Origin of the sequence: Kocuria sp. CPCC 205260 (assembly GCF_040981045.1) — a bacterium.
Classification (GTDB): Bacteria; Actinomycetota; Actinomycetes; order Actinomycetales; family Micrococcaceae; genus Kocuria; species Kocuria palustris.
This window is the reverse complement of sequence record NZ_JAVKPT010000001.1, coordinates 993518-1019000: the sequence shown is the minus strand read 5'-3', so window position 1 is coordinate 1019000 and position 25483 is coordinate 993518. Positions and strand designations below refer to the sequence as shown.

Annotated in this window: 21 protein-coding genes and 1 tRNA gene; 11 read left to right on the top strand and 11 right to left on the bottom strand. The window is 70.1% G+C overall.

Going from position 1 to position 25483, the window contains the following annotated elements; all coding sequences use genetic code 11:
* Window positions 1-16 precede the first annotated feature (16 nt).
* The gene (locus RF645_RS04605; RefSeq protein ID WP_368818660.1) at window positions 17-1402 is read right to left on the bottom strand and encodes a DUF4032 domain-containing protein; all 1386 of its coding nucleotides are present in this window, start codon (window positions 1400-1402) and stop codon (window positions 17-19) included.
* Between the two features lie 168 nt (window positions 1403-1570).
* On the opposite strand from RF645_RS04605, the gene RF645_RS04600 reads away from it, so the two are divergent.
* Genes RF645_RS04600 through RF645_RS04590 form a run of 3 tightly spaced genes read left to right on the top strand, consistent with a single transcriptional unit; the run spans window position 1571 to window position 5356 of the window.
* Window positions 1571-2857 carry an extracellular solute-binding protein gene (locus RF645_RS04600; protein WP_058871459.1) on the top strand — a complete coding sequence of 429 codons (1287 nt, stop codon included), beginning with the start codon at window positions 1571-1573 and terminating at the stop codon, window positions 2855-2857.
* The gene (locus RF645_RS04595; protein WP_058871458.1) at window positions 2857-4461 is read left to right on the top strand and encodes an ABC transporter permease subunit; all 1605 of its coding nucleotides are present in this window, start codon (window positions 2857-2859) and stop codon (window positions 4459-4461) included. The genes RF645_RS04600 and RF645_RS04595 overlap by 1 nt, the downstream gene beginning before the upstream one ends.
* Window position 4462: 1 nt before the next feature.
* A complete protein-coding gene (locus RF645_RS04590; protein WP_006215601.1) occupies window positions 4463-5356 on the top strand; it encodes a sugar ABC transporter permease in 894 nt (297 codons plus the stop codon).
* Window positions 5357-5373: 17 nt separating this feature from the next.
* On the opposite strand, the gene otsB is transcribed toward RF645_RS04590, so the two are convergent.
* Both otsB and RF645_RS04580 read right to left on the bottom strand, forming a co-directional pair.
* Entirely contained in the window at window positions 5374-6183 is an 810-nt protein-coding gene (gene otsB, locus RF645_RS04585; RefSeq protein WP_024289107.1) for a trehalose-phosphatase, read from the bottom strand.
* A 4-nt stretch (window positions 6184-6187) separates the two neighbouring features.
* A complete protein-coding gene (locus RF645_RS04580; protein WP_058871457.1) occupies window positions 6188-7708 on the bottom strand; it encodes a trehalose-6-phosphate synthase in 1521 nt (506 codons plus the stop codon).
* A 205-nt stretch (window positions 7709-7913) separates the two neighbouring features.
* Between RF645_RS04580 and RF645_RS04575 the strand changes: the two genes are divergently transcribed.
* The 3 genes from RF645_RS04575 (at window position 7914) to RF645_RS04565 (ending at window position 10459) form a co-directional block, all read left to right on the top strand.
* Complete coding sequence (locus RF645_RS04575; RefSeq protein WP_058871456.1) at window positions 7914-8876, top strand: thioredoxin domain-containing protein; 963 nt, start codon at window positions 7914-7916, stop codon at window positions 8874-8876.
* Window positions 8877-8989: 113 nt separating this feature from the next.
* A tRNA-Thr gene (locus tag RF645_RS04570) sits at window positions 8990-9062 on the top strand.
* A gap of 23 nt (window positions 9063-9085) precedes the next feature.
* Entirely contained in the window at window positions 9086-10459 is a 1374-nt protein-coding gene (locus RF645_RS04565; protein WP_368818659.1) for an NtaA/DmoA family FMN-dependent monooxygenase, read from the top strand.
* Window positions 10460-10525: 66 nt separating this feature from the next.
* Here the strand turns inward: RF645_RS04565 and RF645_RS04560 are convergent, their stop codons facing one another.
* The 6 genes from RF645_RS04560 to RF645_RS04535 form a co-directional block, all read right to left on the bottom strand.
* The gene (locus tag RF645_RS04560) at window positions 10526-11128 is read right to left on the bottom strand and encodes a TIGR03085 family metal-binding protein (RefSeq protein WP_058871454.1); all 603 of its coding nucleotides are present in this window, start codon (window positions 11126-11128) and stop codon (window positions 10526-10528) included.
* Window positions 11129-11373: 245 nt separating this feature from the next.
* Window positions 11374-12879: a tripartite tricarboxylate transporter permease gene (locus RF645_RS04555; RefSeq protein WP_058871453.1), complete on the bottom strand. Its 1506-nt coding sequence runs from the start codon at window positions 12877-12879 to the stop codon at window positions 11374-11376.
* Complete coding sequence (locus RF645_RS04550) at window positions 12879-13457, bottom strand: tripartite tricarboxylate transporter TctB family protein (RefSeq protein ID WP_058871452.1); 579 nt, start codon at window positions 13455-13457, stop codon at window positions 12879-12881. Before RF645_RS04550 ends, RF645_RS04555 begins: the two co-directional genes overlap by 1 nt.
* Window positions 13454-14467: a tripartite tricarboxylate transporter substrate binding protein gene (locus RF645_RS04545; RefSeq protein WP_058871451.1), complete on the bottom strand. Its 1014-nt coding sequence runs from the start codon at window positions 14465-14467 to the stop codon at window positions 13454-13456. The genes RF645_RS04550 and RF645_RS04545 overlap by 4 nt, the downstream gene beginning before the upstream one ends.
* 138 nt (window positions 14468-14605) lie before the next feature.
* The gene (locus tag RF645_RS04540; protein WP_235586768.1) at window positions 14606-16582 is read right to left on the bottom strand and encodes an ABC transporter ATP-binding protein; all 1977 of its coding nucleotides are present in this window, start codon (window positions 16580-16582) and stop codon (window positions 14606-14608) included.
* A gap of 80 nt (window positions 16583-16662) precedes the next feature.
* Window positions 16663-18423 (bottom strand): ABC transporter ATP-binding protein, encoded by a 1761-nt coding sequence (locus RF645_RS04535; RefSeq protein WP_058871449.1) that lies wholly within the window; start codon window positions 18421-18423, stop codon window positions 16663-16665.
* Between the two features lie 255 nt (window positions 18424-18678).
* Between RF645_RS04535 and RF645_RS04530 the strand changes: the two genes are divergently transcribed.
* The 3 genes from RF645_RS04530 to RF645_RS04520 all read left to right on the top strand — a co-directional run bounded on the left by RF645_RS04530 (window position 18679) and on the right by RF645_RS04520 (window position 22820).
* The gene (locus RF645_RS04530) at window positions 18679-19467 is read left to right on the top strand and encodes a DeoR/GlpR family DNA-binding transcription regulator (RefSeq protein WP_368818658.1); all 789 of its coding nucleotides are present in this window, start codon (window positions 18679-18681) and stop codon (window positions 19465-19467) included.
* 171 nt (window positions 19468-19638) lie between these two features.
* The gene (locus RF645_RS04525; protein WP_058871447.1) at window positions 19639-20721 is read left to right on the top strand and encodes a peptidoglycan bridge formation glycyltransferase FemA/FemB family protein; all 1083 of its coding nucleotides are present in this window, start codon (window positions 19639-19641) and stop codon (window positions 20719-20721) included.
* 110 nt (window positions 20722-20831) lie between these two features.
* Window positions 20832-22820, top strand: coding sequence for a threonine/serine exporter ThrE family protein (locus tag RF645_RS04520; protein ID WP_235586762.1), 1989 nt, complete (start codon window positions 20832-20834; stop codon window positions 22818-22820).
* 89 nt (window positions 22821-22909) lie between these two features.
* Here RF645_RS04520 and RF645_RS04515 read toward each other — a convergent pair whose 3' ends face one another.
* Together RF645_RS04515 and RF645_RS04510 are read right to left on the bottom strand one after the other, a co-directional pair.
* A complete protein-coding gene (locus RF645_RS04515) occupies window positions 22910-23758 on the bottom strand; it encodes a siderophore-interacting protein (RefSeq protein WP_058871512.1) in 849 nt (282 codons plus the stop codon).
* A 5-nt stretch (window positions 23759-23763) separates the two neighbouring features.
* A complete protein-coding gene (locus tag RF645_RS04510; protein ID WP_368818657.1) occupies window positions 23764-24459 on the bottom strand; it encodes a uracil-DNA glycosylase in 696 nt (231 codons plus the stop codon).
* A gap of 80 nt (window positions 24460-24539) precedes the next feature.
* On the opposite strand from RF645_RS04510, the gene RF645_RS04505 reads away from it, so the two are divergent.
* Together RF645_RS04505 and RF645_RS04500 are read left to right on the top strand one after the other, a co-directional pair.
* Window positions 24540-25247, top strand: coding sequence for an SDR family oxidoreductase (locus RF645_RS04505; RefSeq protein WP_058871511.1), 708 nt, complete (start codon window positions 24540-24542; stop codon window positions 25245-25247).
* The gene (locus RF645_RS04500; protein ID WP_058871445.1) at window positions 25247-25471 is read left to right on the top strand and encodes a DUF3263 domain-containing protein; all 225 of its coding nucleotides are present in this window, start codon (window positions 25247-25249) and stop codon (window positions 25469-25471) included. The genes RF645_RS04505 and RF645_RS04500 overlap by 1 nt, the downstream gene beginning before the upstream one ends.
* Window positions 25472-25483 lie beyond the last annotated feature (12 nt).

Sequence of the window (25483 nt, the reverse complement as noted above, 5' to 3'; positions counted from 1 at the left end):
GCGGATCCGGGAGGCCTCAGAGCCTCATCTGCTCATCGGGCCTGCGCCGCAGCTGGGATTCCAGGTAGTCCTTCGTGGCGACCTCGGTCGGGACGTCGTGCTTCTGCCGCTCGGAGAGGAACCAGCGGTGCTCCAGCACCTCGTGGACGATCTCGGCGGGCTCGCGCTTGGCGCGCAGCTCCGCGGGGACCGCCTGCATCATGGGCGAGAAGACCTCCTGCTTCCACAGGCTGGCGGTCATGTCGTCGGGCAGCCCCGGGTACAGGGCGCGGCCGAACTGGCGGATGTCCGTGAGGATGCGCCGCGCCTGGTTCTCCCGGGCGTGCAGACCGGTCAGGTTCAGCAGCTCCCGGGTGTGGTGCCCCGGCTCGACCACGCGGGGGATCAGGCGCACCACGCCGTCGTCGTCGGTGTCCAGCGAGGCCTCCTCCACATCGAAGCCGAGGTCCTGGAGGCGCTGCACGCGCTCCGCCACGCGCCACTTCTGCTCGTGAGGGAAGCGCTCCTCTCCGGTGAGCTCCTCCCACAGGGAGTCGTAGGTCTCCGAGAGCCGGTTGGCGGTGGCGAACGGGTCCACCGGGGTCGAGGCGGTGGCCTCGGCCGGGAGCACCGGCAGCGCCTGAGTGGCCGCCGCCGGCTCGTAGCCGGGCCCGGAGTGCGTGCCGCGGTCCTCGGGGTCGATCTGATCGTCGCCGCGCAGGTCCTCATGGATGTCTGCGGGGTCCTCGTCCTGCTCGAAGGCCGCCAGCAGGTCCATGAGCTCCCCGGCCACATTGGTCGTGGCCAGGTCCAGGTCGTAACGTCGCTGGCCGTCCGTCAGCCGCGGGTGCAGCTCGCCGGTCTCCGCATCCACCAGGCATGCCGCGAAGGCCCCGGCATCGCGCAGGAACAGGGTGTTCGACAGGGAGGCGTCCCCCCAGTAGAAGCCGGCCAGGTGCAGCTGGACCAGCAGCAGCGCCAGGGCATCCACGAGCTTGTTTGCGATCTCGGGGTCCGGATTGTCCGAGAACAGCACCCGGTAGGGCAGGGAGAAGGCCAGATGCTCCGTGAGCAGCACCGCAGGCAGCTCGGTGCCGTCCGGCGCACGTCGATCGGTGACCACGGCGACCGGCACGACCGACGGCGTGCCCATGTGCCGCAGTTGGCGCAGGACCTCGTACTCCCGCGAGGCATTGCGGGCCGTGGTCTCCTTGGCGGCCAGGACGCGCTCGCCCACCCGGGCGAAGCGCACGACGTGACGGGAGATGCCCCGGGGGTAGGCCACCAGGACGTCCTCGGGCCACTCGGCCAGCGGTACCTGCCACGGCAGATCCAGCAGCTCGGGCTGGGGGAAGCCGGTCTGGATCGACACGCGGCGCGCGGAGCCGTGCGTCTCGGGAGGGGCGGTGGGGGACTCCGACATGGAACAAGATCCTACTGGTCAATCGGCAGCCGTTGAGATGACGCCGGCGCTGCGCACACCACCTGGTCTGCGCGTGTCGCGCGTCACGTAGTGGGCTGAGCATTTAGTCTGAGTCTCCTGCAACCTGGATTCGGGTATGCACCGTCCCAGATCGGACCGGAGATCACTGTGGAGCGAACGCCGTACCCGAGACACCAGGCTGCGACTGGACAGCGTCCTGACCGACGTCTGACGCGCCGGGCCCTGCTGGGCGGAGGCCTGGGTCTGGGTGCTCTCGGGGCGCTGAGCGCCTGCACTGAATCGGGCGCCGGTCTGGGACTCGGTGCAGGAACGCTGAAGATCCAGGCCGGTGACGACGAGATCCCCGGCCTGCGGCGCATCGCCGAGGGATTCACGCAGCAGACGGGCGTGAACGTCGAGTACATCCAGCGTGAGATCAACGCCGACTCGATCTCGGACTTCATCGCGCAGTCGCCCATGGGCCAGGCCCCGGACATCATCATCTCCCCGCATGACAATCTCGGGCAGCTGGCCACGAACGGCGTCGTGGCATCGGTCGAGCTGGGCGACCGGGCGCAGGACTTCACGGACAACGCTCTGACCGCCGTCGTCTTCGACGGGGTGTCCTACGGGGTGCCCTATGCCGTGGAGTGCGTGGCGCTGATCCGCAACGATCAGATCACCGACGCGCAGCCGGAGTCCTTCGACGAGCTGCGGCGGATCGGCCGGCGGCTGATGCAGGAGCAGGGGCTGAGCTATCCGCTGGCGGTCTCCCAATCGCCCACCTCGGGAGATCCGTACCACCTCTACCCGCTGCAGACCTCATTCGGCGCGGAGGTCTTCCACCGGACCGAGGACGGCGAATACCTGCCCGAGCTGACCATGGGCGGCTCGGAGGGCGAGGCCTTCGCCGACTACCTGGCCGAGCTCGGGGAGGCGGGCGATGTGCAGACCTCGATGACTCCCGACATCGCCTCTGAGGCGTTCCTCAACGGAGAGTCGCCCTTCCTGATCGGAGGGCCGTGGGAGCTCGCGGCGATCGAGGCGGCCGGGATGAGGTGCACCGTGCTCCCCGTGCCGCCAGCCGGTGACCAGCCCGCTCGGCCCTTCGCCGGAGTCCAGGCGCTGTTCGTCAACGCCCACGCGGCGAATCCGGTCGCCGCACATGACTTCGTGACCAACTGGCTGCCCACCACCGAGGCGCAGACCGCCCTCTACGAATCCACAGGGCGGCCTCCGGCCTCCGTCTCCGCCGTCGAGGCGATGGACGGCGATCCCCTGCGCACCGAGTACGCCAGGATCGCCGACGAGCTGGCGCTGCCCATGCCGTCGATCCCGGCCATGGGAGCGGTGTGGAGCTTCTGGGGCACCACGGAGAACGCCATCCTGGACGGACGCGCGGAGCCCGGACCCCAGTGGCAGTCCATGATCGAGAGCATCGAGGGGCAGATCTGATGACTGAGCAGGTGAAGGCTCCGGAGACGGGCTCCGAACTGGGTTCGAAGCCCCCGCGACGCTCCCACACCCGGGGCTTCGGCGCCGGATTCCTGGTCAAGCTCGCCCTGATGGGGCTGGTCAACGCGTTCGGCCTCTATGGGATCGTGGCCTCCGCCACGGTCGGCAGCTGGGCGATCTGCCTCTTCCTGGTTCTCGCGCTGGTCATCGCCGACCTGATCTACTTCGTCCCCTCCCGGCGGATGCTCCCGGGCAAGTACCTGTTCCCCGGGCTGCTGATGCTCGTGGTCTTCCAGGTCTTCGTCATCCTCTACACGGGCATGACTGCGTTCACGAACTACGGCGACGGGCACAACGGCTCCAAGGACGAGGCGATCGCCCAGCTGACCCGCACCTACGAGCAGCGCGTGGAGGGCTCGCCCGAACGTGCTGTGACCGTGCTGCGCAGCGACGACGGCGACCTCGCCCTGGCGGTTGTCGAGGACGAGGAGGTGCTGATCGGCACGGCCGATCAGCCGCTGGCTGCTGAGGACTCTGCCCAGACGGACGGGGATCGGGTCACTGCTGCGGATGGCTACGAGGTGCTGGACTACGCGGGCGTCGTCTCGGCCTCGGAGGACCTGGAGCAGCTTCGCGTCCCGGTCTCGGGAGATCCGGATGACGGCTCGCTGCGGACCGAGGACGGGAGGACCGCCTATGCCTGGGAGCCGACGCTGAGCTACGACGAGGACACAGGCTCCATGGTCGCCGAGGACGGCACGGTGTACAGCGACTCCGGTGAGGGCTCGTTCGTCTCGGAGGCGGGCGAGGAGCTGCGTCCGGGGTGGCGGGAGTTCGTGGGATTCGAGAACTTCGCGGCGATCTTCGACCCCGAGATCCTGGGCGGGCCGTTCGTATCCGTGACGCTGTGGACCTTCGCCTTCGCCATCCTGTCGGTCGCGCTCACCTTCTTCCTGGGGCTGCTGCTGGCGATGCTGCTCAACGACCCCCAGCTGCGCGGACGCGGCTTCTACCGGGCGATCCTCTTCCTTCCCTATGCCTTCCCCATGTTCCTCTCGGCGCTGATCTGGGCCGGCCTGCTGAACACCGACTACGGATGGATCAACCAGGTGCTGCTCGGGGGCGCAGGGGTGCCCTGGCTGGAGAACGCCTGGCTGGCGCGAGGCTCGGTCCTGCTGGTGAACCTGTGGCTGGGCTTCCCGTACATGTTCCTGATCTGCTCCGGGGCCCTTCAGGCGATCCCCTCCGAGATCTACGAATCGGCTTCGACCGACGGTGCGGGCCCGGTGCGTCGCTTCCGCTCGATCACGCTGCCGATGCTCATGGTGGCGGTGGGGCCGCTGCTGATCGCCTCCTTCGCCATGAACTTCAACAACTTCAACGTGATCTACCTGCTCACCGGCGGCGGGCCCGTGGACCTCGAATCCACGACGGGGGTCGGCGGGACGGACATCCTGATCACGTTCGTCTACAAGATCGCGTTCGCGGGCGGCACCAATGACTACGGTCTGGCGGCGGCCCTGTCGATCCTGATCTTCCTCATGGTCGCGCTCATCTCGCTGCTGACCTTCCGTCGCTCCCAGGCTCTCGAGGAGATCAACTGACATGGCCAGCACCGCAGGATCTCGCACCCCTCGTCGTCGTCGCAGCGCCCGTGCACGCTCGAATGCCTGGTGGCGCCATCTCGCCGCCGTGGCCATGTGCGTGTTCGCGCTGTTCCCGCTCGTCTACGCCCTGTCGGCCTCGCTGTCGGCTTCGGGGTCGCTGGTGGGCTCGAATCAGCTGTTCGCCACCGTCACCGATGCGAACTACAGGCAGCTGTTCTCCGATCCGCAGAATCCGTTCCCGCGCTGGTTCCTCAATTCCATGATGGTCTCCACGATCACAGCGATCGGCACGGTGCTCATGGGGGCGGCGGCGGCCTATGCGTTCTCCCGGTTCCGCTTCCGGGGCAGACGCCAGGGGCTCATGGCACTGCTGATCATCCAGATGTTCCCCCAGCTGCTGGCCTTCGTGGCGATCTTCCTGCTCCTGTTCGCGATCTCCGAGGTCTATCCGGTCCTGGGACTGAACTCCCGATTCGGTCTGATCGCTGTGTACCTGGGCGGGGCTCTGGGAGCGAACACGTTCCTGATGTTCGGGTTCTTCAACACCATCCCGCGGGACCTCGACGAAGCCGCGACGCTGGATGGGGCGAGCCATGCCCAGATCTACTGGCGGATGATCCTGCCGCTCGTGACGCCGATCATCGTGGTCGTCGGCATGCTCTCCTTCATCGCGTCGTTCTCCGACTTCCTGCTGGCGCAGATCGTCCTGCAGGATCCTCGTCAATACACGCTCGCGGTGGGCCTCTACCAGTTCGTCTCGGTCGAGTTCGGGGCGGACTGGGGAGTCTTCACAGCAGGAGCCGTGCTCTCGGCGCTGCCAGTCGTGCTGCTGTTCCTCTTCCTGCAGCGCTACATCGTGGCCGGACTCACCGGCGGGGCCGTCAAGGGCTGAGCAGATCCCGGATCCGCTCAGCCCAGGGCGTCCGCCCGCAGCTGCGCGAACTGCGTCAGCAGCCGCCCCAGGGCCTCGGGGGAGGCCACGCGGAACGGCGCGACCGTCTCCTTGTCGCCGACCTTCAGGCCGACGTCCTGGGGTCGCAGCGCTCGCATGCCGTCCTCGTCGGTGACGTCGTCGCCCACGAACAGCGCCGCATCCGCGCCGGTGGCCCGGATCAGCGCCTCGACGCCCTCGCCCTTGGTCGCCGAGAGCACCGAGCACTCCATGACCTGCTGGCCCGGGGTGATGCGCAGCCCGTCCAGGGCCTCGAAGCGCCCGAGCATCTCGGCCAGCGCCTGATCCGACAGGGACTGGTCCTCCATGGGACGGGTGTGCAGGCAGACCCCTGCCGGCTTGAGCTCGGCCTTGGCCCCGGGATACCTGTCCACGACCTCGCGCACGGCGTCGACGGCGCGATCGAGCGCCACGAGCTGCTCCCCGGACAGGCGGATGGCCGTGTCGCCGGCGTCGGGCCCGAGCGGATGCAGGTCCAGCTCGGCCCCGTGGGACCCGCTGAGCAGCTTGGTGCGGTCCTTGTCCACGACGGAGCGCAGGAAGCCGAGGTCCCGCCCGGAGATGATGCCCACGTGAGTGCGCTCCATGGCCGCCAGCCGGTCGAGCGCCTCCTGGGACTCGGGCAGCGCCCGGGAGTCCTGCGGGTCCACGGTGAAGGGGGCCAGGGTGCCGTCGAAGTCGAAGGCGGCCAGCAGGACGGGCGCCTTCGCCAGACGCCGCAGGGCCTCGAGCAGCTCAGGAGACAGGGCGTCGTCGGGAGAGGACATGGGCTCAGGACTCCTGGGCATCGCCGTTGCGGCGGCGGAGGGCGGCGAGGTCGTTGAGGAACGCCTCCTGCCAGGCGTCGACGTCGTGGGTCAGCACCTGCCGGCGCATGGCGCGCATGCGCTTGCGGGCCTCGTCGTCCGGCATGGCCTTGGCCGCGAGCATGAGCAGCTTGAGGTCGTCGATGTCGTGCGGGTTGACCAGGATCGCCTGCTTGAGCTGATCCGCGGCCCCCGTGAACTCGGAGAGCACGAGCCGTCCGCTGCCGTCGGCCTTGGCCGCCACGAACTCCTTGGCCACCAGGTTCATCCCATCGCGCAGGGAGGTCACGAGCATGACGTCGGTGGCCAGGTAGAGCGCGACCATCTCCTCGAACGGATAGCCGTGGTGGAGGTAGCGGATCGCGGTGTGGCCCATGGTGTCGTACTGGCCGTTGAGATGCCCGACCATGCCCTCGACCTGCTCGCGCAGCACCTTGTAGGACTCCACGCGCTCGCGCGACGGGGAGGCGACCTGGACGAGGATGTCGTGATCGACATCGAGATCGCCGTCTGCCAGCAGCTCGCCGTAGGCCTTGATCCGATGGCGGATGCCCTTGGTGTAGTCCAGGCGGTCTACGCCCAGGAACACCGTCTCGGGATCGCCGAGCTCGCGGCGGATCTGCCGCGCGCGCTCCTTCGTCTCCTTCCGGGCGGCCATCTCCTTGATGCCGTCGACGTCGATCGAGATCGGGTACGGACCGGCCTTCAGGGTCCACGACGGATCGTCCGCGGCGTCCTCGCCCGTGAAGTCGAAGGCGGTGGAGGTGGTCTGCGCGGTGATCTCGGCCTCGCCGCGGCGGAAAGAGACTCCCAGGAACCGGCGGACGCAGTTCTGGAAGTTCTGGGCGTCGCCGGGGCGCTGGAAGCCGACCAGATCCGCACCGGTGAGGCCCTCGAGCACCGAGCGCCGCCAGGGCAGCTGGGCGAAGATCTCGACCGGCGGGAACGGGATGTGATCGAAGAACCCGATGGTCAGATCGGGACGCATCTGCCGCAGCATCCTGGGCACGAGCTGCAGCTGGTAGTCCTGCACCCACACGGTCGCGCCCTCGGAGGCAGCCGTTGCGGCGGCCTCGGCGAAGCGCCGGTTCACGTCCTTGTACGCGTTCCACCAGGTGCGGTGGTAGCTCGGCGGGGCGATGACGTCGTGGTACAGCGGCCACAGGGTGCCGTTGGAGAAGCCCTCGTAGTAGCGCTCGACCTCCCGGGCGGAGAGCTCGACCGGGACCAGGTGGAAGACGTCGTGGTCGAAGGGCTCGAGCTGCTCGTCCGGGCTGCCGGCCCAGCCGACCCAGGCGCCGTCGTTGCTGGCCATGACCGGGGCGAGCGCGGAGACCAGCCCGCCAGGGGATCGGTGCCAGGAGCTGCTGCCGTTCTCGTCGACGGCGCGGTCCACCGGCAGGCGGTTGGCGACGACGACGAAGTCCCGGCCCTGCCCGTCCCCAGTGGATGTCTGATCGGTGCTCGCGGATGCGGACTGGCTCACGGTGCACTCTCCTCCATCGGGTGATCTGCTGGCTCCAGTCTAGGTCGCCGCGCCTGGCCCGGACCCGGGGCATCTGCACGTCGGCTGGACGGTCCCTGATCGCGGAGGCGGACGCGGTCACCGCTATCCTGGCGCGTGAGACCACTCGAGCCCGCGATACGCCCCCGGGCACCGTCACCCCCGACCTTCACGCAGAAGAGGATCCATGGCCTCCACCCACGACAAGGACGATTTCAGGGCTCAGGCTCGCGGGATCGCCGAGAAGCACGCCCAGGCCGACCAGCGGCAGAAGCGCCTCCTCCAGGGCGGCATCGCGCTGCTCGTGGTCGCGGTCCTGGTCATCGCAGCGCTGGTGTTCTGGCAGGTGCGCTCCCAGCGCATCCCCGATTCCGGGCCCGTTCCCGCCAGCGCCAACCAGTGGGGCGGGATCGAGATGACCGCCGACGGCATCACGAAGGACTCCTCCGATACGGATGAGGTCTCCGCCGATGACGCCGGCGACCCGCCCGAGACCCCGCCGGAGACCCCGGAGGCCGAGGGCATCGTCGAGCCGGGAACGGCCGCCGATTCCGATGAGCCCGTGCAGATCGTGATCTGGCAGGACTTCGACTGCGTGCACTGCGCGGAGTTCGAGGAGACCCACGCCGAGGACCTCGCGAAGCTCGTGGACGCGGGCGAGGCCACCGTCGAGTACCGCACGGTGAATTACCTGGACAGCGCCACGTACTACTCCTCCCGCTCCGCGGCCGCCTTCTACGAGGTCGCGAACCAGGTGGGCACCGACGAGGCGCTCGCCTTCCAGGAGGAGATGTTCACGCACCAGGGCACCGGCGGACTCGACGACGACGAGATCGTCGAGATCGCCTCCAAGCACGGCGCCGACATCGAGCAGGCCATGGACGATCAGGACTGGCGCCCGATGGTCGACTACACCTCCGCCACGGCCCAGGCCGACGGCGTGAACGGCACCCCCACCGTCATGGTCGACGGCGTGGTCTGGGAGCAGGGCTCGAGCCTCTCCGAGGCCGTCAAGGCCGCCGCCGAGGGCAAGGACCCGAACGAGGCCGGCGGCGAGGCCTCGGACTCCGCCTCGGGCGGGGCCACGGAGTCGCCGTCCGCCTCCGCGTCGGGCTCCTCGACCGCCTCGGCGGAGCCCACCGAAGGCTGATTCCCCCTCGGAGCGCGCGACCACGGCGCCCGTCGAGCCCAGGGCTCGACGGGCGCCGTCGTGTCATCCGGGTGCTCCCCGCTAGGATGGCAGGGTCCTTCAGCAGAGGACGCGCCTCCTTAGCTCAGTCGGCAGAGCAGCTGCCTTGTAAACAGCAGGTCGTCGGTTCGATTCCGACAGGGGGCTCCGCTTGTGCCAGCATGTGGCTCATGATCCTGGCAGCGCTGGACATGATGGTCCCCACCCACCAGAGCACGGGGCTGTGGCGCCATCCTCGCGCTCAGCCGGAGCAGTACCGGGACCTGAGGTTCTGGACCGCCCACGCGCAGATGCTCGAGCGCGCCGGCTTCGACGTCCTGTTCCTGGCCGATGCCGCCGGGGTCTACGACGTCTTCGACGGCTCCGGGCGCACCGCCATCCGCTCCGGGATGCAGTACCCGGCGCTGGATCCCCTGACGGCCGTCAGCGCGCTCGCCGCAGCCACCACCAGCCTCGGCTTCGGCGTGACGGCCTCGGTGAGCTACGAGCAGCCGTATCTGCTGGCGCGCCGCTTCGCGAGCCTGGACCACCTCACGGACGGGCGCATCGGCTGGAACATCGTGACCGGCTATCAGGAATCCGCCATGCGCAACCTCGGCGCCGGAGGCCAGCTGCCCCATGACGCCCGCTACGACAGGGCCGATGAGTTCATGGACGTGGTCTGCGCGCTGTGGGAGGGCACGTTCGAACCGGGGGCGCTGCGCGCCGACGCCGAGTCCGGGATCTATCTCGACCCGGACCTCGTCCACGGGGCGGGTCATGAGGGCGAGCACTTCAGCGTCCCCGGACCCGCGCTCGTGGCGCCGGGCCCGCAGCGCACCCCGTACCTCTTCCAGGCGGGCTCCTCGCCGCGCGGGATGGCCTTCGCCGCCCGGCATGCCGAGGCCATGTTCTTCTCCGGGACCTCGACAGCATCCGTCCGTCGGCTCACGGACGCCGCGCGAGCCGGGTTGGAGCGGGAGGGCCGCGGGGCGGATGCTGCGCACATGCTGATGTCGATCACGGTGATCGCCGACAGCACCGACGCGGAGGCGGCCGAGCGCGCGGCTTCCTACGCCCAGTTCGCCGACCGGCAGGCTGCCCTGGCGCTGTTCGCGGGCTGGACCGGGCTCGACCTGGCGCCGTTCGACCCGCAGACCCCCTTGGCGCGGGCAGTCGCGCAGCTGACGGGCGACGGCGCCATCGAGGGCAACCGCTCAGCGCTGCAGTCCTTCCTGGAGCTGGACCCTGACCGGGACTGGACGGTGGGGGAAGTGGCTGCGCACATGTGCCTGGGCGCTCGCGGCCCCGTCGTGATCGGCTCAGGCGCCACGGTCGCTGAGGAGCTCGAGCGCTGGATGGTCGAGGCCGGCGTGGACGGCTTCAACATCGACTACGGCCTGCGCGACGTCGATATGACGGCCTTCGCCGAGCACGTGAGCCCCGAGCTGCGCCGCCGCGGGCACCTGCCCGAGGGCGCCCGGCCCGGCTCGACTCTGCGCGGGAGGCTCACCGGCGCCGATCACCTGCCGAGCACCCACCCCGGGGCGGCGTTCCGGCGCTGAGGTGCCGCACAGCACGGAAGCGGCCCCCGACCATCCGGTCGGGGGCCGCTGGGGATCGAGGCGGGATCACTCGTCGGTGATCGCGACCTCCGCCTGCTCGCGGCGGCCGAAGGCCCACAGCAGCAGCTCGGACGGGGTGCCGCGCACGATGCGCACCGTCGAGGTCTTGGCCTTGCCCCCGGTCACGGAGCCGTAGCCGTTGGCCACCAGCAGGACGGAATCCTGCTCGGGACGCAGCAGAGCCTTGCCCATGAGCTTGAGGGCGGCCCAGAGGTCCCGCTCCTCCTCCTGCAGCAGCTGACGGCGGTGCCAGGTCTCCTGCGCGCGGCGCACGTCCTCGTGGTGGACGAAGAACTCGGCGGTGTTCATGCGCTTGTCCAGCGGGCCCAGTCGGGCCGGGGAGTAGAGGGCAGGCTTCTCGACCTTGGACACCAGCTCGGCCCAGTCCTGGCCGCGCAGCTGGGCGTCGGCCTCCTGCGCCCGCTTGCTCAGCACGGGGATCTTGGGCAGGACGGTGCCCGCGATGAGATCAGGGCGGGAGTCGCGCTCGATCAGGTGGACCGCGAGATCGCGGGTGACCCAGCCCTCGCACAGGGTGGGGGCATCCGGCCCCACGCGGCGCAGCAGGGCTGCCAGGTGACGGCGCTCGACGACGGCGAAATTGGTCACTTCATCTCCTCCCGGCGCGCTCCGGGTCGCCGGAGGCGCTCATGCGATGACTGATGCGATGCCTTCCTCCCCAACGTATCCGCGCACGCCGAGGGGAGGAACCGCACTCGTCGCATCGGCTCGAATGCACAGGACATTCCCACCGGGATCCGCCGCGGGACCGCCGAGCACCTGGCCCGGGCACGACGAAGGCCCTCCTCGATGGGCACTGCGCACCGAGGGGGGCCTTCGCGGCTCGACCCGGCTCAGACGTCCTTGCGGGTGCGGCTGACCACCTTGGCGCGGATGGACAGGAGCAGGATCACGGCGAGCAGCCCGTAGAGCACCCAGGTGATGGGGCCGTCGATCAGCACGGAGGGATCACCGGCGGAGGACACCAGCGCATCCCGCAGGGAGGTCTCGGCCAGCGGCCCGAGGACCATGCCGATGATCAGCGGCGCCATGGGGAAGTCGTTGAGCCGCATGACAAACGCGATCAGTCCGAGCACAAGCAGCAGGCCCAGGTCGAACAGGGCGCTCGACGACGCGTAGATGCCCAGCGCGCAGAAGACCATGATCCCGCCGTAGAGATACGGGGCGGGGATCAGCAGCAGCTTGGCCCAGACCTGTGCGAACGGCAGGTTGATGATCAGCAGGACCACCATGGCCACGAAGAAGCTGGCCAGCAGCGCCCACACCAGGTCCGAGGAGCGCTCGAACAGCAGCGGGCCGGGCTGCAGGCCGTACTGCCGGAAGGCCGCCAGCATGATGGCCGCGGTGGCGGAGACCGGCAGGCCCAGGGCCAGCAGAGCGCCCATGGCCATGCCGGTGGTCGAGTTGCCGGCCGCCTCGGGTGCGGCCAGGCCGCGGATGGCACCCTTGCCGAACTGGGGGTCCTTGCGGCGTCGATCCAGCGATCGCTCGGTGCCATAGGCCAGGAAGGTGGGGATCTCGGCGCCGCCGGCGGGGATCACGCCGAAGGGCAGGCCGATGGCGGTGCCGCGGCCCCAGGCCGGGGCCGCCTCCCGGAACTCCTTGCCCGACAGCCACGGACGGCCCTTGGAGGCGACCATGGTCCCCTGCGGGGTGTGCCGGGTGACGGTGGCGTAGTGGAAGACCTCGCCGAGAGCCAGCACGGCCACGGTGACAGTGACCAGCGAGATGCCGTCGAAGAGGTTCTGCGAATCGGCGGTGAAGCGAGGGATGCCGGTGACGGAGTCGATGCCGATCACCGCGATGCCCAGGCCGAGCAGCAGCGACAGCAGGCCCTTGACCGCCGAGTCGGTGACGACGGAGGACGTGGCCATGAAGGCGAACAGGGCCAGGGCGAAGTACTCGGCCGGTCCGAAGCTGGAGGAGAACCTGGCCAGCCAGGGCGCGACGAACACCAGCAGGACCGAGGCCGTGAAGCCGCCGACGAACGCGCCGATCGCGGCCGTGGCCAGGGCCTGGGGCGCTCTGCCGTCCTTGGCCATGCGATGGCCCTCGAACGTGGAGGCGATCGCCGATCCCTGCCCCGGCGTGTTCATGAGGATGCCCATGGTGGAGTCGCCGAACAGGCCGCCGAAGTAGACGCCCGAGAACATGATGAACGCGGCGGTGGGCTCGAGGGCGAAGGTCACGGGCAGCAGCAGCGCCACGGCCATGGAGGAGCCGAGCCCGGGGATGACGCCCACAGCGGTGCCCAGAAGGCACCCGGCGACGACCCAGAAGAGGTTGCTCAGCGTCAGGGCTCCGGCGAAGCCGTCGGCCAGAAGGGACAGGGATTCCATCAGAACGCACCCCCCAGGATGCCGGAGGGCAGGTTCAGGCCCAGCCCCATGTCGAAGCCGATGTAGGCCAGCGAGCTGACCGTCAGGCCCACCGCGAGCGAGGTCAGCGGGCTGCGGTTGCCGAACCCGCGGGCCACGAACCAGAAGAGCAGCGCCGCGGCCAGGACCCAGCCGAGCAGCCGCAGGGTGAGGATGAACAGGATGAACCCGCCGACGGTCCAGACCAGTGCGGGCCAGTCGAACGGCGCGGCCGACTCGGCGGCCGCGGGGCCGCGACGGGAGCGGTTCCGGGCGATGCTCAGCAGCTCCAGGGCCGTCAGCGCGTAGATCAGCCCGGCGATGATCGCGGGGAAGAACCGGGGGCCCGGGAAGTCGGTGGAGTCCGTGACCTCGATCAGGAACAGGTTCACCGTCAGATAGGTCGCGAACGCGAGCAGGATCAGCGGAGTGAGCAGATCGCGGATCAGCGTGGTGCGCACCTCGGGCTCGGCGGAGGAGGTCGAAGGCGCTGCGGGGTCGCGGGGCTCGTCGGAGCCGTCGGCCCAGGGGGCCTCGGCGGCGGATGCTGAGGTGCTCATGAGCCCATCTCCTCGTACAGGCCGGAGATGCGCTCGCGCTCGGTCTCCAGGAAGTCGGTCAGCTCGTCGCCGAAGATCCGGTTCTCGGACCAGTGGTAGCGCTCCACGGCCTCGGCCCATTCGGGGGCGTCGATGGTCTCGAGGATCACGTCCTCCAGCTCGGCCTTCTCCTCATCCGTGATTCCCGGAGGGGCTGCGAGCAGGCGCCAATTGGTCAGCGAGACGTCGTATCCCTGGTCGACGGCGGTGGGAATGTCGATGCCCTCGACCGGCTCGGGGGCCACCAGCGCCAGCGCGCGCAGGTTCCCGGCCTCGATCTGATCCACGTTGTCCGGGTAGCCGCCCGTGGCCGCCTTGGCGGTGCCGTTGAGCAGCGCCTGGATGGCCTCGCCGCCGCCGTCGGAGGACACGAACTGGAAGTTCGCCAGGTCCACCCCGGCCTTCAGCGCCAGATCGGTGATCACGAGCTCGTCGAACGAGCCGCCGCCGGTCCATGGGAGGGCCCCGGGGTCGTCCTTCCACGCCTTCACGAGGTCGTCGAGGCTCTCGTAGGGGGAGTCTCCGGGCACGACGATCACGCCGTACTCCTCGACCACGACGGCCAGAGGGGTGACGTCGTCGAGGGTCGCCTCCGTCTCGTACTGGATGGTCGCCGCGAGCTGGCCGGTGCCGCCGACCATCAGGGTCTGCGGGTCGCCCTCCATGTTGATGAGGTTGCTCAGCGCGATCGTGCCGCCGGCACCGGGCTGATTGACCACCTGGGTGTTGTTGATGATCTGGTTCTCGCGCTGGACCATCTGCATCTCACGGGCGATGGTGTCCCATCCTCCGCCGGCCGCGGCCGGGGCGATGATCGTGAGGTTCGAGCGCAGATCGGTTCCGGAGGTGCGCGAGGTGATCGAGCCGTAGGCCGCGGTCCCGAACGACCCGAGCGCGACGACCGCGCCCAGTCCCTTCAGAACGGCCCGACGGCCCGGGGGACCTGTCTGCGATGTTTCCTGTGCTTCCACGGGAGGGCTCCTGCTGGTGCGTGGCGCAGCCGCAGGTCAGGGCTGGTGGCATCCCGACCCGCGGCTGATGATGTGCGCCATGCTACATGTGAACTCGCCCACAATCGCATCTGAGCCGAGCCCCCGCAGCGGCCGCGATCACAGCTGATCGAGCGAGCCGGTGAGGGCCTCGGGCTCCTCGGGAGGCTCCTCGCTGAACTGGCTCTCGTAGAGCGCCCGATAGGCCCCGGGGCGGGCCATCAGCTCGTCGTGGGAGCCCTGCTCGATGATCCGGCCGCCGCTCATCACCAGGATCGTGTCCGCGTCGCGGATCGTGGAGAGGCGGTGGGCGATCACGAACGATGTGCGGCCCCGGCGCAGCGCGGCCATGGCCTTCTGCACCGCGAGCTCCGTGCGGGTGTCCACCGACGAGGTCGCCTCGTCCAGGATCAGCAGGGCCGGTGCTGCCAGGAAGGCGCGCGCGATCGTGATCAGCTGGCGCTCGCCGGCGGAGATGCTGCCGCCGTCGTTGTCCAGCACGGTCTCGTAGCCGTCGGGCAGGGAGCGCACGAACCGGTCCACCGAGGTGGCGCGGGCCGCCTCCTCGACCTCCTCGTCGGTGGCCTCGAGGCGCCCGTAGCGGATGTTCTCGCGGATGGTCCCGGTGAACAGCCACGCGTCCTGCAGCACCATGCCCACCTGCGAGCGCAGCTGCGCACGGGTCATCTCCCGGAGGTCGGTGCCGTCCAGGGTGATGCGCCCGGAGTCGATCTCGTAGAAGCGCATCACCAGGTTGACCAGTGTGGTCTTGCCCGCGCCGGTGGGGCCCACGATCGCGACGGTTCGCCCCGGCTCGGCGGTGAAGGAGAGGTCCTCGATCAGCGGCTCGTCGGGCTGGTAGGAGAAGTCCACGTGCTCGAACTGCACGCGGCCCTCGATGCGCTCGGGCATCTGCGCCGGAGCGGACTCGGGCTCCTGCTCCGGGGCGTCCAGCAGTTCGAAGACGCGCTCGGCCGAGGCCACGCCCGACTGGATCTGGGTGGCCATCGAGGCGACCTGGGACAGGGGCTGGTTGAACTCGCGCGAGTACTGGATGAAGGCCGTGGCCGCACCCAGCGTCATGGACCCCGACACCACGCGCATCCCGCCGACCACGGCGATGCCCACGTAGGACAGCCAGGAGACGAACTGCATGATCGGCATGATCGTCCCGGAGACGAACTGGGCGGAGAGGGCCGAGCGGTAGAGGTCGTCGTTGCGGCGATCGAAGTCCCGGGCCATGTCGTCCTCGCGCCCGAAGACGGTCACGAGCTGGTGGCCGGTGAAGTCCTCCTCGATCTGGCCGTTGAGGGCTCCGGTGGCCGCCCACTGCTTCCCGAAGTGCTTCTGGGCACGAGAGCCTACGATCCCGGCCGCGGCGGCGGACAGCGGCAGCGCGATCAGCGCCACGAGCGCCAGCTGCCAGGACAGCACGAACATCATGATCAGGATGCCGAGCACCCGCATGATGTTTTCGAGCAGTGACGAGAAGGTCTGCTGCAGCGCCGTCTGGACGTTGTCGACGTCGTTGGTCACCCGCGACATCACATCCCCGCGGCGGCGGGTGTCGAAGTAGCTCAGCGGGATCCGGTGCAGCTTGTCCTCGACCTGGGCGCGCAGGTCCCGGATGATCCGCACGGAGATCGTGTTGAGGATCCGGCCCTGGGCCCACTGCAGGACCGAGGCCACCAGGTACATGACCAGCACGAGCATGATCAGCTGGCCCAGCCGACCGAAGTCCACTCCGGAGCCTGGGTCCAGCGTCATGGTCGAGAAGACGTCGGCCAGGGAGTCGCGCCCGTCGGCGCGCAGGCCGTCGACGACCTCCTGCTGCGTGGCATCCTGCGGGAGGTCCCGGGACAGCACACCGGCGAAGACGACGTTCGTGGCCTGGCCGAGCAGCATGGGCGCCAGCACAGAGAGCAGGACGGATCCCGTGATGAACACCAGCACCACGGCCAGCCCCGCCTTGAAGTCCATCATGAGGCCGCCGAGCCGGTGCACCGAGGGCCAGAAGCTGCGCGGCTTGCGCGCGGGAGCTCCGCCGCCCCAGCCGTCGTCAGCGGGAGCGTCGTCCAGGTCGATCTCGGGGGAGATCAGGGAATCGTCCTTCAGGGCCTCATCCCCGGCCGCGGCTTCGGCACGGCCGCGGCGATGTGCAGAGGAGGTGCTGGGGCTCAACGGGCGGCCTCCGCTTCCGTGTCGGCCGAGGGATCCTCGGGACTGAGCTGGGAGTCCACGATCTCCCGGTAGGTGGCCGAGGACTCGAGCAGCTCGGCGTGGGTGCCGCGGGCGGTGATCCGGCCGTCGTCGAGCACGAGGATCTGATCGGCATCGAGCACGGTGGCCACGCGCTGGGCGACCACGATCTGGGTGACGTCGCGGGTCACGGGACGCAGCGCCGCCCGCAGCGCGGCATCCGTGGTGACGTCCAGGGCCGAGAACGAGTCGTCGAACAGGTGGACCACGGGATCCGCGATCAGCGCCCGTGCGATGGACAGGCGCTGGCGCTGCCCGCCCGAGACGGTCGTTCCGCCCTGGGACACGTTCGTCTCGAGCTGCTCGGGCATCCGGCGCACGAAATCGGCGGCCTGCGCGGTCTCCAGGGCCTCCCACAGCTGCTCGTCGGTGGCCTCGGGGCGCCCGAAGCGCAGGTTGGAGGCGATCGTCCCGGAGAACAGGTAGGGCTTCTGCGGCACGAGCGCCACGCGGCGCACGATCTCGCTGCGGGCCAGGCGCGAGGTCTCCGCCCCGTCGAGCAGGACCTGCCCGTGCGTGGGGTCGTCCAGGCGCGGGATGAGGTGCAGCAGCGTGGTCTTCCCGGCGCCGGTGGAGCCGATGATCGCGGTGGTGGTGCCCGGGCGGGCCGTGAAGCTGATGCCCTCCAGCACCGGGGCCTCCGCGCCGGGGTAGGAGTAGGAGACGTCCCGGAACTCGACGAGGCCCTCGAGGCGCTGCGGGGCCTGCGGCTGCAGCGGTTCGTGGAGGCTCGTCTCCGTGCGCAGGACCTCTCCGATGCGCTCGGCGCTGACCATGGCCCGGGGGACCATCATCATCATGAACACTCCCATCATCAGGGCCATGAGGATCTGCAGCAGGTACTGCGTGAACGCGGTCATCTGCCCGACCTCGAGCAGCCCCTCATCCACGCGGTGGCCGCCGAACCACAGCACCGCGGCGGTGGCCAGGTGCAGGATCATCATGATCAGGGGGAACATCAGCACGAACAGCTGCCCGATGCGCAGGGAGATCCCGGAGAGCTCGTCGTTCACACCGGCGAAGCGCTGGCGCTCGTGGTCCTCGCGCACGAAGGCCCGCACCACGCGCATGCCGACCACCTGCTCGCGCAGCACGCCGTTGATGTCGTCGATCCGGCCCTGCATGGAGCGGAACAGGGGCATGAGCCTGCGCATGATCAGCAGCAGCAGCACCACGAGCAGCGGGATCGCGACCCAGACCAGCCAGGACAGGCCGGGGTCCGTGCGCAGGGCCATGGCCAGGCCGCCGATGCTCATCAGCGGCGCGGTGATCATCATGGTCAGGCCCATCAGGGTCAGCATCTGGATCTGCTGGACGTCGTTCGTCCCGCGCGTGATCAGCGACGGTGTGCCGAAGCGGTCCATCTCGCGCCCGGAGAAGCGGGCGACCCGGCGCTGGACGGCGTGGCGCAGGTCGCGTCCGGTGCCCATGGCCACGCGCGCGCCGCAGTACACGGCCGCCACGGCAGTCACTGCCTGCAGCAGCGTCACACCGAGCATGACCAGACCCGTGGAGACGATCACCCCTGTGCGGCCCTGGGCCACCCCGCCGTCGATGATGCGCGCGTTGAGCGCGGGCAGCAGGAGGATCGTCAGGGTCGCGGCCAGCTGCAGGACGACCGTTCCCAGGATCCAGCCGGGGTAGCGGCCCGCGTAGTCGCGGATCAGGCGCAGGAGCAAGCGGTGCCTCCAGGGGGGGGCGGACGAGGGGCGCAGGGATGGGTGCGTGCGTCATCGATGACGGGGTGCGCGGAAGGGGCAGGGGCCCGGAAGCCGGGCCCGGCCGGGGACAGGATAGACCTTCGGACAGGGAGGCTCCCGATAGTCTCGGGGGCGACGCCCCGGGTCGCAGCGGCCCTGTCTCGGCTGCCGCGAAAGGACCGCGCACCGAGGAGGGGGCGAGGCACGGACTCGGGTCCCAGGAGGAATCGGCACATGTTCGCACAGGAGCGGCAGGCGGAGATCGCCGAGCTGGTCAGCGCATCCCGTCGGGTCAGCGGCGCCGACCTGTCCCGGCGATTCGACGTGGCCATGGAGACCGTGCGCCGGGATCTGGCCGCGCTCGAGGCCGCGGGCAGGCTGCGTCGAGTGCACGGCGGGGCGGTCTCCCTCGACCGGCCGGCCTCCGTCGAGGCAGCGATCGCAGGGCGCGAGGCGCCGAAGTCACCGGCCAAGCGGCGCATCGCCGCGGCTGCCGTGCGCCTGCTCGAGGATGAGGGCGCGGTCACCGTCGTCCTGGACGCGGGCACCACGGTGGAGGCGGTGGCCGATGAGCTCGCGAACTGGCGGTCCGATGACTCCGAGCAGCCGCTGCAGGTGCTGACCCACGCGCTGCACGTGGCCGGGCGGCTGGCCGATCACCCGGACATCGAGCTCGACATGGTCGGCGGCGCTGTGCGCAAGCTCACCTGGGCGGCCGCCGGAGCCCGCACCGCCGGGCACTACTCCGACCACCGGGTGGACCTGGCGATCCTGGGCTGCTCGGGGGTCTCGGAGGGCTTCGGATTCTCCACGCCGCACGCGCCAGAGGCCGCGGTCAAGGCGGCGATCGCAGGGGCCGCCCGCCGGGTGGTCGTGGTCTGCGACGCCGAGAAGCACGGCCACGAGACGTTCTCGCGCTACGCCCATCTGAGCGAGATCGACGTCATGATCACCGACGCCGAGCCGCCGTCCGGGCTCGCCCGCGCCCTGGAGCGCGCCGGTGTGGAGGTCGTCATCGCCTGAAGGACGCGCAGGGGCGGTGCCGGGGTCCGAGCAGGGATCACCCGGTACGGTGGGAGACCGAGACCCCTGTCCGCGAGCCCGGGCGGCGCGGGCCTGCTGTCGGCCCCCGTCCCGTCCTCGCCGAGACAGCCCCCGAGCGATCGTCCCGGGGCATGACCCGAAAGGAGCACCGTGCGCGCTTTCACCGCACGCTTCGCCACGACCCAGGAGATCGACGCCTGGGATGAGCATGTGCAGTCCAACCCGCGCGGAGGGGACCTGCTGCAGGCGTCCTCGTACGCCGACGTCAAGAAGGATCACGGCTGGCGGCCCGTGCACCTGGTCCACGAGCCGCGCGACGGATCGCAGCCGGTGTTCACGCTCGTGCTGGAGAAGGTCGTTCCGGGGCTGGGCACCCTCTGGTACATGGCCAAGGGCCCGTCGGTCGAGGCCGGCGAGGACCTGGTTGGCTTCGCCGAGGCTACGGAGGAGCTGATCCGCCGCAAGCGCCTGGGCGTCTTCATGGTCAAGATGGAGCCGGTGCTGCTGGATGACCCCGAGCTCACGTCCACCCTGGAGGACGCCGGCCTGGTGCATTCCTTCCCGATCCAGTCCAACGACTCGACCGCGCTGCTGAACACCGACCGCAGCGAGGACGAGGTCTTCAAGGCCCTGCACTCCCGCGGCCGCAACGCGGTGCGCCGCGCGATCCGGGAGGAGGCGCGCGTCGAGCGCGTGCCCGTCACGGAGGAGAACATGCAGGCCATGTTCGGGCTGATGCAGACCATCGGACAGGGCCACGCCAGCGTCATGCTGCGTCCGTACGAGTACTACCAGCGGTTCTGGACGAACTTCGACCAGGCCGGGCAGGGACGCCTGTACTTCGCCTACGAGGACGGCGAGCCCTCCGTCGGCGCCTTCGTGGTGGCCTTCGGGAGGCACGGCTTCTACAAGGACGGCGGGTCGAAGCCCCGGCGCAAGCAGTACGGCGATTCGCACCTGGTGCAGTGGACCGCGCTGACGGATCTCATGAAGGACCACGGGATCATCGACTACGACTTCGTGGGCACCCCGCCCAAGGACCGGGTCAAGGACAAGGAGCACCCGTTCCACGGGCTGGGGCTGTTCAAGACGTCGTTCACCAAGACCGTCATCGACTACACCGGCGTGTGGGATCAGCAGATCTCCCCCTGCCGCGCCCGCCTGTGGAACACCGTGATCGAGAAGGTCATGCGACGGCTGTGGGTCCGCTCCCGCAACGAGGCGTTCTACTGAGCCGACGACCGGCCCCCTGCCCGGCCTGCCCGGGTGCCCGTGCCGGATGACGCCGCACGGCGGCATCCGGCACGATGCATGTCGGAACACACCATGGAGGAGAGTCCGCGGTGCCCCCAGCCACGCTCACCGGTTCCCTGACCAGCCTGACGGACGCATCCGAGCCGTCGGCTCTGCAGCCCTTCGGCCAGGAGGTCCGCCCCGGCTCCTATCCGAGCTCGGGATGGACGGACCTCGAGCAGCTGCCCGCGGATCCCTTCGGGCCGGACGCCCAGCTGAGCCTGCAGCAGTGGCTCAGCGACGACGACCTGGCGCCGATCCGGCCCACCGAGGCCCAGGCCCGACGCGCCCAGGCCCTGGCGGACGGTCAGCTCGGCGATGTGCTGGCACCGCGCGTCGAGGCGCTTCCAGTGCTCACGACCGAGGCCATCGAGCGCGACCGGCTGCAGCGGCAGTCGCCCGCCCAGACCGTCCCGATCGCCACGACGAGCCGTCGGCGCGCCTCACAGGAGTCCACGGGCCCGGTCTCGCGCCCGGACACCTCGATGCTGCCGGCCGTCGAGCCGACGGATCTCGGCAGCCAGCCGACCACGCAGATGCAGACGGCGGCCTACCCGTCGTCGAGCTCCGCAGCGACGGCACCGCAGCCGCGGCGCTCGCGTCGCGTGCTCGAGTCGATCATGAAGCGCGACGCGGGGATGACCGCCGCCATGCCCATGGTCGAGCGGCTCACGGCCAGCCCGTTCGCGGGCCTGCGCCGGTACGCGAGCTCGGATGACCGAGAGGCCCGGCGCACCCTGAATTTCGCCCTGCGCCTGGCGGAGACGATGTTCCACTACGGCGCCGACGCACTGGACGTCGAGAACGCGGTCGTGGCCGTGTGCGCGACCTACGGCGTGGAGAACATCGAGGTCGACATCACCAACCAGTCGGTCACGATCAACTACGTCGCAGACGTCTCCGGCCTCGATGCCTCCGCGACCCGCGAGGACGTGTTCAACCACGCCGACACCACGAGCCACACCGTCATGCGCGTGGTGCGCTCGTCGTCGGACAACTACTCCGGTCTGGCGGACACCCACCGGCTGGTCACGGAGATCAGCCGGGGGAGGATGTCGCGCGAGGAGGCCCGCGGGCGGCTCCAGGCCATCAACTCCCGGCCCAAGCCCTTCCCCAACTGGGTGGTCTCCCTGGCCACCATGGCTGCGGCATTCGCCATCACCCTGGGCATCGGCGGCGGCCTCACGGGCGCCACGATCTCGATGCTCTCGGCCGGCATGGTGGGCAAGATCGGGGCCGTGATGGGCCGACGCCGCGTGCCGGAGTTCTTCACCATGGTGGTCTCGGCCTTCGTCATCACCGTCATGGCGCTGCTGGGCTCCCAGATCGGCATCGAGATGTCGCCCCCGAAGGTGATCGCGGCCGGTCTGATCATGCTGATGCCCACCACCAGGTTCATGTCGACCATGCACGACGCGATCTCGGGCTTCCCCGTCACGGCCGCAGGGCGCGCGCTGTCCACGGGCATGGCCTTCGCAGGGATCGTCGCGGGGATCTACACGGGCATCGCGGTCATGGGGCTGATGGGCCAGGGAGGGCTGGACATCTCCCAGACGCAGTTCGAGCCGGCGGCGCCCTACTTCAACATCATCTGCATGACGCTGGCAGCCGGGCTGATCGCGATCAGCCTGCAGGCCTCGGCGCGGCACCTGCTGCCCGCCATGGTCGCCGGGCTCGGCGGCCTGCTGGCCTATCACCTGGTGGGGTGGGTCGGACTCGACGCGCGCCTGCAGGTGGTCTTCGGGGCCACGATGACGGGCGTGATCGGCGCCTACATCGCCGGGCGGCACCGCATCCCGTCGCTGGTGCTCGCGGTGCCGGGCATGACGTTCCTGCTGCCCGGGCTATCGGTCTTCCGCGGCATGTACGCGGTGACGATCGAGGCCGAGACCACGGGCCACGGCGTCGTGTCGCTGGTGACGGCCATGACCACGATCCTGTCTATGGCCGCCGGGCTGGTCCTGGGCCAGCTGCTGATGCGCCCGTTCGTGCTCTCGGAGGATGCCCGGATCGGCATGCGTCGCAACCGCCGCCGCTGACTGACCGACCCCGCCTGCGCAGACGACGACGGCCGCGCACCCTCGCATGAGCAGGTGCGCGGGCGTCGTGCTGTGCGAGGGGAAGGGGATCAGACCTTGCCGACCGGGGTCTTCTTCTCGGCCTGGAAGGCGTCCTCGTCGCGGCCGCGGGCCCAGTAGCCCGACAGCGAGACCTGCGCCCGGTCCAGGCCGTGCTCCTCGAACAGGACGGGTCGGAGGGCCTTCATGGCCTCGCGCTCGCCGTGGGCGAAGACCTGGATGCCGTCCGTCGTGCCGGGCCACTGCGCCGTGCGCGCGGCCTCGACCAGGGCGGGGAAGCCGGCGGGGGCCTCGGCGCGGTGGATCCACCGCAGGCTCCAGCCCGAGGGCACCTGGATGTCCAGGTGGTGATCGGCGTCCTGGACCTCGAGCAGGATCTCTCCGCGGGCGTCCTCCGGCATGGCCTCGACGTTGGCGAGCACCGCGGGGATCGCGGCCTCGTCGCCGAGCATGAGGCTCCAGGAGGCCTGTGGGTCGGGGATCCACTTGCCGCCGGGACCCACAGCGACGATCGTGTCGCCGGGCTGCGCTCCGGCCGCCCACGGCCCGGCCCAGCCGGAGTCGCCGTGCAGCGCGACGTCGATCCACAGCTGCCCGGCCTCGAGGTCCACGTGGCGCAGCGTCATGTGCCGGGTCGCGGGAAGGTGCTCGCGCGGAAGCGTCTCGCGCAGGCTCCAGTAGTCGGGATGATCTCCCAGGCCCAGCTCGGGATCGAAGAACACGAGCTTGCAGTACTTCTCCGGGGGCTCGATGTCCCGGAAGGAGCTCGGATCGCCGATCGAGGCCACGATGCGCACCATCGACGGGGAGAGCTCCAGGCGCTGCACGACGGTCAGGTCGATCTGCGCCTTCGGCGGCTTTGCGGGAGCGGGCTGGTGCTGGGCGGGGTCGTCACTCATGAGGCTCACCTTACCGACCAGTCGATCGGAGCCGCCCCCTGCTCCTCGAGCAGACGGTTGACCTGGGAGAACGGCCGCGAACCGAAGAAGCCGCGGGAGGCGGACAGGGGAGAGGGGTGCGTGGACTCCACGGTCGGGGTCGGGGCGAGCCAGGGGGCGCACTGGCGTGCGGGGCGTCCCCACAGCAGGCCCACGAGCGGGCCGCCGCGGGCCGCCAGGGCCCGGACCGCGCATTCGGTGACGGCCTCCCACCCCTTGCCGTGGTGGGAGGCAGGCACTCCGTCGCGCACCGTGAGGCACCTGTTGAGCAGCATGACGCCCTGGCGGCTCCATGCGCTGAGGTCCCCGTTCTCGGCCGGGGCGATCCCCAGGTCGTCGTGCAGCTCGCGGTAGATGTTCTGCAGGGACCGCGGCAGGGGGCGGACGTCCGGGCGCACCGAGAACGACAGCCCCATGGCGTGGCCCGGGGTGGGGTACGGGCCCTGGCCCAGGATCAGCACGCGGACCTCGGCCATCGGCTCCTGGAAGGCCCGCAGGATCTCCGGGCCCGGCGGGAAGGTGCGCTGGCCCTGCGCATGCTCCTGGCGCAGGAAGTCGCCCATCCCGTGGATCGCGTCCTCCACGGGGCGCAGGGCCTCGGCCCAGTCCTCGGCCATGATCTCGGCGAGGTCGGGGCGGTCTGCGGAATCGGTGCTGGTCATGCGGACCACTCTAGGGACCGCCGCCCACGACGCCGGGGGCGCCCCGCTGCGCTGTCGTGGCCGCGTTCTACAGTGGCGGCATGAGCGAGTCGAGCATGCCCACCGATCAGCGTCCCGTCGCCCTCGTCACCGGTGCCACCGGCGGCATCGGCCGGGCGGTCGTCGAGTCCCTGGCGGTCGATCACCGGGTCCTGGCCGTGGGCCGCGATGAGCACGCCCTGGCGCAGCTGCCGGAGGGGGCCGAGCCCGTGCGCGCCGAGCTCACGGACTTCCAGGCCCTGCCCGAGCTCGTGGACGGGCTCGAGCGGCTGGATGTCCTGGTCCACTGCGCCGCCCTGGGCCACCGGCTCTCGGTCGAGCACTCCCGCCCCCAGGACTGGCAGGCGCAGCTGGAGCTCAACGTCATGGTCCCCGCCGAGCTGACCCGGCTGGCCCTGCCCGCGCTGCGCCGCGCGCAGGGAACCGTGGTGCTCGTGAACTCCGGCGCCGGCTTCACCGCCAGCGGCGGCAATGCGGTCTATGCGGCCTCCAAGTTCGCGCTGAGGGCGCTGGCGGACTCGCTGCGCCAGGAGCTCGAACCGGACCTCGTGCGGGTGGCCTCGGTGCACCCCGGACCCACGGACACCGAGATGCTGCGGGGGATCCACGATTCGATCGGGAAGCAGCACCGCCCGGAGGAGTACATCCTCCCCGAGTCGGTGGGCCGGGCCGTGCGTGCGGTCGTAGATGCCTCCCCGGATGTGCAGCTCACCTCGGTCTCGGTGCGCCCGCGCCAGGAGCAGCGCTGATGGGCGCGCAGGCGGGGGAGCTGGATGAGCAGCAGCGGGCGATCCTCGACCTGGAGAAGCGGCGCTTCAAGTACCAGGGGGCCAAGGAGCGGGCCATCGGCGCGCAGCTCGGGATGCCCGTGACGGAGTACTACCAGCGGCTCAATGCGCTGCTGGACACGGAGGCCGCCTGGGCCGCCGAGCCCGTCCTGGTGCGGCAGCTGCGCGAGCTGAGGGACTCGTGAGCGCGGTCCCGG

Excerpts from the sequence above, each read along its gene's own strand:
- RF645_RS04515 (WP_058871512.1), bottom strand. The coding sequence starts at position 23,758 with ATGAGTGACGACCCCGCCCAGCACCAGCCCGCTCCCGCAAAGCCGCCG.
- RF645_RS04510 (WP_368818657.1), bottom strand. The coding sequence starts at position 24,459 with ATGACCAGCACCGATTCCGCAGACCGCCCCGACCTCGCCGAGATCATG.
- RF645_RS04550 (WP_058871452.1), bottom strand. The coding sequence starts at position 13,457 with ATGAGCACCTCAGCATCCGCCGCCGAGGCCCCCTGGGCCGACGGCTCC.
- RF645_RS04530 (WP_368818658.1), top strand. The coding sequence starts at position 18,679 with ATGTTCGCACAGGAGCGGCAGGCGGAGATCGCCGAGCTGGTCAGCGCA.
- otsB (WP_024289107.1), bottom strand. The coding sequence starts at position 6,183 with ATGTCCTCTCCCGACGACGCCCTGTCTCCTGAGCTGCTCGAGGCCCTG.
- RF645_RS04505 (WP_058871511.1), top strand. The coding sequence starts at position 24,540 with ATGAGCGAGTCGAGCATGCCCACCGATCAGCGTCCCGTCGCCCTCGTC.
- RF645_RS04565 (WP_368818659.1), top strand. The coding sequence starts at position 9,086 with ATGATCCTGGCAGCGCTGGACATGATGGTCCCCACCCACCAGAGCACG.
- RF645_RS04555 (WP_058871453.1), bottom strand. The coding sequence starts at position 12,879 with ATGGAATCCCTGTCCCTTCTGGCCGACGGCTTCGCCGGAGCCCTGACG.
- RF645_RS04575 (WP_058871456.1), top strand. The coding sequence starts at position 7,914 with ATGGCCTCCACCCACGACAAGGACGATTTCAGGGCTCAGGCTCGCGGG.
- RF645_RS04605 (WP_368818660.1), bottom strand. The coding sequence starts at position 1,402 with ATGTCGGAGTCCCCCACCGCCCCTCCCGAGACGCACGGCTCCGCGCGC.
- RF645_RS04590 (WP_006215601.1), top strand. The coding sequence starts at position 4,463 with ATGGCCAGCACCGCAGGATCTCGCACCCCTCGTCGTCGTCGCAGCGCC.
- RF645_RS04500 (WP_058871445.1), top strand. The coding sequence starts at position 25,247 with ATGGGCGCGCAGGCGGGGGAGCTGGATGAGCAGCAGCGGGCGATCCTC.
- RF645_RS04595 (WP_058871458.1), top strand. The coding sequence starts at position 2,857 with ATGACTGAGCAGGTGAAGGCTCCGGAGACGGGCTCCGAACTGGGTTCG.